At 61.8% G+C, this 1,021-nt stretch carries 1 protein-coding gene; it reads right to left on the reverse strand.

Going from position 1 to position 1,021, the window contains the following annotated elements; genetic code table 11:
- The coding region (locus L692_RS0103060) for a glutathionylspermidine synthase family protein (protein WP_415752751.1) at positions 1-1,000 on the reverse strand (1,000 nt) is incomplete at its 3' end.
- Positions 1,001-1,021: the final 21 nt, after the last annotated feature.

Genomic DNA, 1,021 nt, shown 5'->3' on the forward strand with positions numbered 1-1,021 from the left:
GGGACAGCTCCGCTCTCTTCTGGTATACGGAAGGAAACAGCACGCTGCTGTCGAACCCGTCCTCATCTTCAAGCTCCAGGGTCCCCTCCTTGTCATACAGACGAACCGAACCGCCCTCGCGCCCGAACATCGACTTGGACACGAAGTCTCCCGAGAATACTGGCTTGTTATATGTAGGAAGAACGTATTTGGCGATTACATCCCGCTCTTCCCCGCTGAACAAAAAGCCGAGTTCATACATCCCCCAGACCGCGGCGATTAATCCTTTGGACTGGAGCAAAATGCTGTGGGGCGGGTTGAACAGCGTCAGGCGGCCGGTCTCCACCGCATAAGCCAGGGCATCGCCGCCTTCGTCCACCGCCATCCATTCTTTCGGGTACAGGGCGAACATCCGGTGGATGACGCGCCCCTGCCCGTCCTTGACCGTTCCATCGTCAATCGTAAGCTCCAGGCAGTCGGCGCATTGTACGGCAAGACCGCTGTGCCGCACCAGCGCCTCGATGGTGCCGGAATCCTCCAGATGGCTTCCGTAGTCCACGCAGGCCGCAGTATCCGGCCGCTCCTCGCCCCAGGCCGCCGCGACAAGCTCCGGCATCCTGCCATTAACCGTCGGAACGTCCGCCCGCCCGCATGCCCAAGGCGTCGCGATCGACGCCTCCACATAACCGGTCGGTGTATCGGCGTTCAGCTCCAAGAGCTTGATGCTTCCATCTTCGCCCACCGCGAAGTCAAATCTCGCGTACCGGCTGATCAGGCCGGGCGGCGGAAGCGGCGAGGCATCCAGCATCTCCCACAGCACCTCCGGGATGCCCAGCAGGGCGTACAGATCATGTCTCCCGTGGATGTAACGCGCCGCTTTGTCGAGAATAACCCACAGCCGGGCGGAAGCCTCCTCCAGTTCCCGGTAGGTATCCTCCCGCATAGCGGCAACTCCGTCCAGCCAATATTCCTCGTCCTCCAGATCGGCCCAGGTGAAGCCGAGACGGGCCAGCTCCTCCACCTTGGAGGCCCGGTCTTCGCC

Origin of the sequence: Paenibacillus forsythiae T98 (assembly GCF_000520735.1) — a bacterium.
GTDB classification, from domain to species: domain Bacteria; phylum Bacillota; class Bacilli; order Paenibacillales; family Paenibacillaceae; genus Paenibacillus_AQ; species Paenibacillus_AQ forsythiae.